This window comes from Streptosporangium sp. NPDC050148 (assembly GCF_055586505.1).
Genome location: NZ_JBVJIA010000021.1, coordinates 157,806 through 164,169, shown reverse-complemented (window position 1 = coordinate 164,169; position 6,364 = coordinate 157,806). Strand labels below are relative to the sequence as shown.

Annotated in this window: 5 protein-coding genes; 1 reads left to right on the top strand and 4 read right to left on the bottom strand. The window is 72.2% G+C overall.

Annotated features, from left to right (window positions below; translation table 11 throughout):
* Positions 1–196 precede the first annotated feature (196 nt).
* Positions 197–1,000 carry a pyrimidine reductase family protein gene (locus tag ACZ6RT_RS24060; RefSeq protein ID WP_470156221.1) on the bottom strand — a complete coding sequence of 268 codons (804 nt, stop codon included), beginning with the start codon at positions 998–1,000 and terminating at the stop codon, positions 197–199.
* 127 nt (positions 1,001–1,127) lie between these two features.
* On the opposite strand from ACZ6RT_RS24060, the gene ACZ6RT_RS24055 reads away from it, so the two are divergent.
* Positions 1,128–1,532, top strand: coding sequence for a hypothetical protein (locus ACZ6RT_RS24055; RefSeq protein ID WP_399195350.1), 405 nt, complete (start codon positions 1,128–1,130; stop codon positions 1,530–1,532).
* 18 nt (positions 1,533–1,550) lie between these two features.
* On the opposite strand, the gene glgX is transcribed toward ACZ6RT_RS24055, so the two are convergent.
* The 3 genes from glgX to ACZ6RT_RS24040 all read right to left on the bottom strand — a co-directional run bounded on the left by glgX (position 1,551) and on the right by ACZ6RT_RS24040 (position 6,108).
* A complete protein-coding gene (glgX, locus tag ACZ6RT_RS24050) occupies positions 1,551–3,746 on the bottom strand; it encodes a glycogen debranching protein GlgX (RefSeq protein ID WP_470156220.1) in 2,196 nt (731 codons plus the stop codon).
* Between the two features lie 202 nt (positions 3,747–3,948).
* On the bottom strand, positions 3,949–4,377 hold the full coding sequence (locus ACZ6RT_RS24045; RefSeq protein WP_399195354.1) for an OsmC family peroxiredoxin: 429 nt from the start codon (positions 4,375–4,377) through the stop codon (positions 3,949–3,951).
* Between the two features lie 99 nt (positions 4,378–4,476).
* Positions 4,477–6,108: an isovaleryl-CoA dehydrogenase gene (locus ACZ6RT_RS24040; protein WP_470156218.1), complete on the bottom strand. Its 1,632-nt coding sequence runs from the start codon at positions 6,106–6,108 to the stop codon at positions 4,477–4,479.
* Between the last annotated feature and the right edge of the window lie 256 nt (positions 6,109–6,364).

Below are 6,364 nucleotides of genomic sequence, written 5' to 3'. Positions count from 1 at the left end.
TGAAAGCTACCTCGCGGGTCTTCATCTTCGCGGAGCCCTTTTGTGGATCCGAAGCCTTCAACCCCTCTAAAGATCCGAAGTCCGTACAGGCCCTAGAGCCTCGGACATCCGGAGCCTCGGGCGCTCGGAGCCCTGGAGACCCGGATCCTCGGGCACCCGGAACTCCGGACGCCGGGGCACCCGGAAGCCCGCCTTGCTACCCGGCCTCGCCGCCGCCGTCCGCCGACGGCTCCGTGTCCCCGTCCGCCGGAGGCCCCGTGTCCCCGTCCCCCGGCGCCTCCGTGCCGTCCCGGACGTAACGGATGAACAGGAACCCCTCGTCCTGCAGGACGTGCGCCAGGCGCAGCCGGGCGAGCGAGGACGGGCCGTCGAGGACCCGGGCGGAGTCGCCGCCGATCAGCATCGGGCTCACCGTCAGGCAGAGCTCGTCGACCAGGTCCGCGGCGACCAGCTGCGCGTTGATCCGGGGGCCGCCCTCGCAGAGCATCCGGCCCAGCCCGCGGCCGACCAGCTCGCGCACCGCCAGCGCGGGATCCACCCGGTCGCCCCCGGCCACGATCACCTCGGCGTGCCGGGCCGCCTCCCGCCGCCGCTCCGCGGGCGCGGCCTCGCAGGTGAGGACGATCGTCCGGGCGCCGGGCGCCGCCTCGGTGAACAGCGGGCCCGACAGGTCCAGGTCGAGGCCGCGGGTGATCACCGCGACCGGCGGGGCGACCGGGCGGCCCTCGCGCAGTTCCCCCCAGGACGGCTTCGGCCTGGCCGGGCCGTACCCCTCGGCCCGTACGGTCGCCGCCCCGGCCACGATGACGTCGGCCAGGCCGCGCAGCACGTGGAAGACCCGGCGGTCGCCGCTGCCGGACAGCTCGCCCGAGCGTCCCTCGAACCAGGTCCCGCCGTCGGCGCTGGCGACCATGTTGAGCCGCAGACACGGGCCGGCCGGGTAGGCGTAGGCGCGGGCGAGGTCGGTCCCGGCCGACGTCCCGGGATGGATGAGGCGCATGCCCCTACCTTCGCACGGGGGCGGACGCCGGGTTCCTCCGGTGCGGGCGATACCGGATGTGATGGCCGGTGGTGACTTCGGGCCCCGGACGATACATGATTCCTCCACCGAGACGCGGGAGGAATGCGTGGGGCTGGTCGCGATCGTGACGTGGTTGATCGCCGCGATGGTCGGAATCTACCTGCTGTACGTGTGGCTCTCCGGGGGAGGGCTCCGACAACAGGCGACCAAGGTCACCCGTTTTCCCACCTTGCTGATCTTCACGCATCCGGTCCTGGCGGTCTCCGCGCTGATCTGCTGGGTGGTCTACGTGCTCACCCTGGAACGGATCTTCGCCTGGCTCTCGTTCGGCGTGCTCACGGCCTCCGCGCTGCTGGGGTTCACCATGTTCACCCGCTGGCTGGGCGGCGGACGGCACGCCCGCGGAGCCGAGCAGCGGTTCCCGGTCATCGCCGTCGTGCTGCACGGCGTGGCCGGGCTGGCCACCTTCGTGCTCGTCCTGCTCACCGCCGCGATCGCGTCCGGGGCCTGAACGGGGCCCGCAGGGAGGCTACGCCCGCGGGCAGCGCAGGATCTGCACCGAGCGGGAGGTCACCTTGACCGAGCCCTCGGCCGGCCAGGACTCCTCGGCGGCCGGGAGGACCTGCGGGGACCCGCCGACGTGAACGATGTGATCGTCACCGGTGGCGTGGTCGCCGGTGACGACGGTGCCGCCGGTGCCGCCGGTGTCGTCGGCGGTGTCCAGCACGCGCAGCCACCGCCCGCCGTACCTCCGCTGGGGGAGGGCGAAGACCATGTCCTCGTGGTGGGCGTTGATCAGCAGCAGGAACGAGTCGTCCACGATCCGCTCGCCGCGCGTCCCCGGCTCGGTGATGGCGTCGCCGTTCAGGTAGACGGTCAGCGACTTGGCGTACCCGGTGTGCCAGTCGCCGGCCGACATCTCCTCCCCGGCCGGGGTGAACCAGACGATGTCGCGGGTGCCGTCGGCGGCCTTGTGCCCGTGGAAGAAGCGGCGCCGCTGGAACACCGGGTGCTCGCGCCGCAGCGCGGACAGGCGCCTGACGAAGCCGAGGAGGCCGCTCTCCCTCTCGGCCAGCGACCAGTCGACCCAGGAGATCTCGTTGTCCTGGCAGTAGGCGTTGTTGTTGCCGTGCTGGGTCCGGCCGAACTCGTCACCGGCCAGCAGCATCGGCACGCCCTGGGACAGGAACAGGGTGACCAGGAGGTTGCGGCGCTGGCGGCGGCGCAGGCTCATGATCTGCTCGTCCTGCGTCGGCCCCTCGGCCCCGCAGTTCCACGACCGGTTGTCGTCGGTGCCGTCCCGGTTGTCCTCGCCGTTGTCCTCGTTGTGCTTGTGGTCGTAGGAGACCAGGTCGGTCAGGGTGAACCCGTCGTGGCAGGTGACGAAGTTGATGGAGGCCACGGGACGGCGGCCGGAGATGGCGTAGAGGTCGGCGGACCCGGTGAGCCGGGAGGCGAACTCGGGCAGGGCCGACCCGCTCCCGCGCCAGAAGTCGCGCACGCTGTCGCGGTACTTGCCGTTCCACTCCATCCACAGCGGCGGGAAGTTGCCGACCTGGTAGCCGCCCGGCCCCACGTCCCAGGGCTCGGCGATCAGCTTGACCTGGGAGATCACCGGGTCCTGCTGGATCAGGTCGAAGAAGGCGCTCAGCCGGTCGACGTCGTGCAGCTCCCGGGCCAGGGCGGAGGCCAGGTCGAACCTGAAGCCGTCCACGTGCATCTCCAGCACCCAGTAGCGCAGCGAGTCCATGATCAGCTGCAGGGCGTGCGGCGAGCGGACGTTGAGGGAGTTGCCGCACCCGGTGTAGTCGAGGTAGTAGCGCCGGTCCCCGTCGTGCAGCCGGTAGTAGGCGTTGTTGTCGATGCCGCGGAAGCCCAGGGTGGGTCCCATGTGGTCGCCCTCGGCGGTGTGGTTGTAGACCACGTCCAGGATGACCTCGATGCCGGCCTCGTGCAGCGCCCGCACCATCGCCTTGAACTCCTGCACCTGCTCGCCGCGCCGGCCGGAGCTGGAGTAGCCGGCGTGCGGGGCCAGGTAGGCGATCGTGTTGTAGCCCCAGTAGTTGGTCAGCCCCCGGGCGACCATCGCGTGCTCGGGCACCGAGTGGTGCACCGGCATCAGCTCCACCGCGGTGACGCCCAGGCTCAGCAGGTGCTCGATGACCGCCGGGTGGCCCAGCCCCGCGTACGTGCCGCGCCGGTTCTCCGGGACCGCGGGGTGGCGCATGGTCAGCCCGCGCACGTGCGCCTCGTAGATCACGGTCTGGTGGTACGGGGTGCGGGGCGAGCGGTCGTTGCCCCACTCGAAGAACGGGTTGATCACCACGTTCTTCGGCATGAAGGGGGCGGTGTCCTCGTCGTTGCGGCTGCCCGGATCGGTGAACCGGTAGGAGAACATCGCCTCGTTCCACACCACGTCGCCCTCGACGGCCTTGGCGTAGGGATCGAGCAGCAGCTTGGAGGGGTTGCACCGGTGCCCCTGGGAGGGGTTGTACGGGCCGTGGACGCGGTAGCCGTACCGCTGGCCGGGCAGGATGCCGGGGAGGTAGCCGTGCCAGACGAACGCGTCCACCTCGGTCAGCTCGACCCGCTCCTCGCGGCCGTCGTCCGAGAAGAGGCAGAGCTCGACCCGCTCGGCCACCTCGGAGAACAGGGAGAAGTTGACCCCCACGCCGTCCCAGGTGCTGCCGAGCGGATACGACTGTCCCGGCCAGACTTCGCGCATATGACCCTATTCTCCTCTGATACGCCACCCGTGGTGAAGGTGTTCTCGCCCCTGTCACTTTAAGGTGGGAATAAGGAGTTTTGTCCGGGTATTTAGGTGTGTTCTTCGTGACCCCGTCCGGCCGCCCGTATCCCGCCGGACACGGACGGCCGTACGAGCGCCGTGATCGGCCCGGCGCGGGCCGGGCCCCGGACGGGCCGTCTCAGCCCAGCAGCTCGGCGTTCAGGGTGATCGTCGTGCCGGTCAGGGCCTTGCTGACCGGGCAGTTCGTCTTGGCGGTCTCGGCCGCCTCCTGGAACTGCTCGGCGGTCAGGCCCTCGACCTGGGCGCGGACCGAGATGACGATCCCGGTGATGCCCTCGCCCGGCTGGAAGGTCACCTCCGCCTTGGTCTCCACGGTCTGGGGCGGCGTACCGGCCTGGGCCAGCCCGTGGGAGAGGGCCATCGAGAAGCACGAGGAGTGCGCCGCGGCGATGAGCTCCTCCGGGGAGGTCTTGCCGTTGGCCTGCTCCGCGCGCGAGGCCCAGGTCACGTCGAACGTGCCCACCCCGGACGTGTCGAGGGAGACGTTGCCCGACCCGTCGAGCAGCGCGCCCTTCCACTGAGTCGTCGCGGTACGTGTCGTCGCCATGGCGATTGTCCTTTCGATCATGAGGCGTTGGCCATGACCGACCCTACCGCCGGACCCGCCGGGAGCCGTCGGCCGGTCACGGCACGGGCCCCGCGCCGCTCACGCCCCGGCCACGGGGGTGGCGCGCTCGACGAGCGTCCCCAGGTCCAGTCCGGTCGGGAGCGTGCCGAAGGCGTGCCCTCCCTCGCCGGACAGCCGGGAGACGCAGAACGCGTCCGCCACGGCCGCCGGGGCCAGCCGCACGAGCAGCGAGCCCTGCAGCACCAGCGCCATGTCCTCGGCGACGCGCCGGGCGCGGATCTCCAGGTCGGTGGGGTCGTCCAGCGCCTTGCGCAGGCGGTCGGCGGCGGCGTCCAGGTGCCGGTCGGCCCCGGCCGCGAGCGAGACCTCGCCGAAGAACGCGTCCCGCGCCTCGGGCTCACGGCCCAGGGCGCGCAGCACGTCCAGCGCCGCGACGTTGCCCGACCCCTCCCAGATGCCGTTGAGCGGGGAGTCGCGGAACAGCCGGGGCATCTGCGACTCCTCGACGTAGCCGTTGCCGCCCAGGCACTCCAGCGCCTCGGCCGCGTGCACGGGGGCGCGCTTGCAGATCCAGTACTTGCTCACGGCCAGCGCGGTACGGCGCAGCGCCGCCTCGGCCCGGTCGCCCTCGATCGCCCGGTCGGTGGCCCCGGCCAGCCTCGTCATCAGCACGGTCGCCGCCTCCGACTCCAGCGCCAGGTCGGCCAGGACGTTGCGCATCAGCGGCTGGTCGGCCAGGCTCCTGCCGAACGCCCGGCGGTGGCGGGCGTGGTGGACCGCCTGCGTCACGCCGTACCGCATGCCGGCCGCGGAGCCGATCACGCAGTCCAGCCGGGTCATGTTGACCATCTCCAGGATGGTCCGCACGCCCCGGCCCTCCTCGCCGACCAGCCAGGCCCTCGCCCCGTGGTACTCCACCTCGGCGCTCGCGTTGGACCGGTTGCCCAGCTTGTCCTTCAGCCGCATCAGGTGCACGGCGTTGCGGGTGCCGTCCGGCAGCACCCGGGGGAGCAGGAAGCACGACAGCCCGCCGGGCGCCTGGGCCAGGACCAGGAACACGTCGCACATCGGGGCGGAGTTGAACCACTTGTGGCCGGTCAGCACGTAGCCGCCGTCCCCGGCGGGCTCGGCGCGGGTGGTGCCGGCCCGCACGTCCGAGCCGCCCTGCTTCTCGGTCATCGCCATCCCGGCCAGCACGCCGCGTTTGCCGAGCGGCGGGCGCAGCCCGAAGTCGTAGCTGCGCGAGGCCAGCAGCGGCTCCCACTCGGCGGCCAGGGCCGGGCTGTGGCGCAGGGCGGCGATCGAGGCGTAGGTCATCGAGATCGGGCAGCCGTGCCCGGCCTCGACCTGGCCCCAGACGTAGAACTTGGCGGCGCGGGCCACGTGCGCGCCCGGCCGGGGACTCGCCCACGGGGTGGCGTGCATGCCGGCCTCGACGGCCACGGTCATCAGCTCGTGCCAGGCCGGGTGGAACTCCACCTCGTCGATCCGCCGGCCGTAGCGGTCATGGGTGCGCAGCACGGGCGGATGCTCGTTGGCCAGCCGTCCCCACTCCTGGGCCTGCTCGGAACCGGCCTGCAGGCCGAGCCGGCGCAGCTCCCCGGAGGCCCAGCCCGCGCCCTCCCGGGTCATCCCGTCCATGAGCGCGGCGTCGGCGGACACGTCGTGCCCGATGAGCGGGTGGGCCTGGTTGAAGACGTCATGGGTCACGTTCGACCTCCGCTGAACTCGTCCGGCGCGTCACCGGCTCCTTCCTATCTCAACATCCTTTCGCAGGGACAACGTACGCGCTTGTGGTGATCTGTCCTGTTCTGCGATCTCCGCGACAGGGCGGCCGTCCCCGGGCCCCGGCCCCGGGGGGGGGGGGGGGGGGGGGGGGGGGAGGGGGGGGGGGGGGGGGGGGGGGGGGGGGGGGGGGGGGGGGGGGGGGGGGGGGGGGGGGGGGTGGGGGGTGGGGGGGGGTGCG

Coding starts and splice junctions, on each gene's coding strand:
- glgX (WP_470156220.1), bottom strand. CDS start 3,746: ATGCGCGAAGTCTGGCCGGGACAGTCGTATCCGCTCGGCAGCACCTGG.
- ACZ6RT_RS24045 (WP_399195354.1), bottom strand. CDS start 4,377: ATGGCGACGACACGTACCGCGACGACTCAGTGGAAGGGCGCGCTGCTC.
- ACZ6RT_RS24060 (WP_470156221.1), bottom strand. CDS start 1,000: ATGCGCCTCATCCATCCCGGGACGTCGGCCGGGACCGACCTCGCCCGC.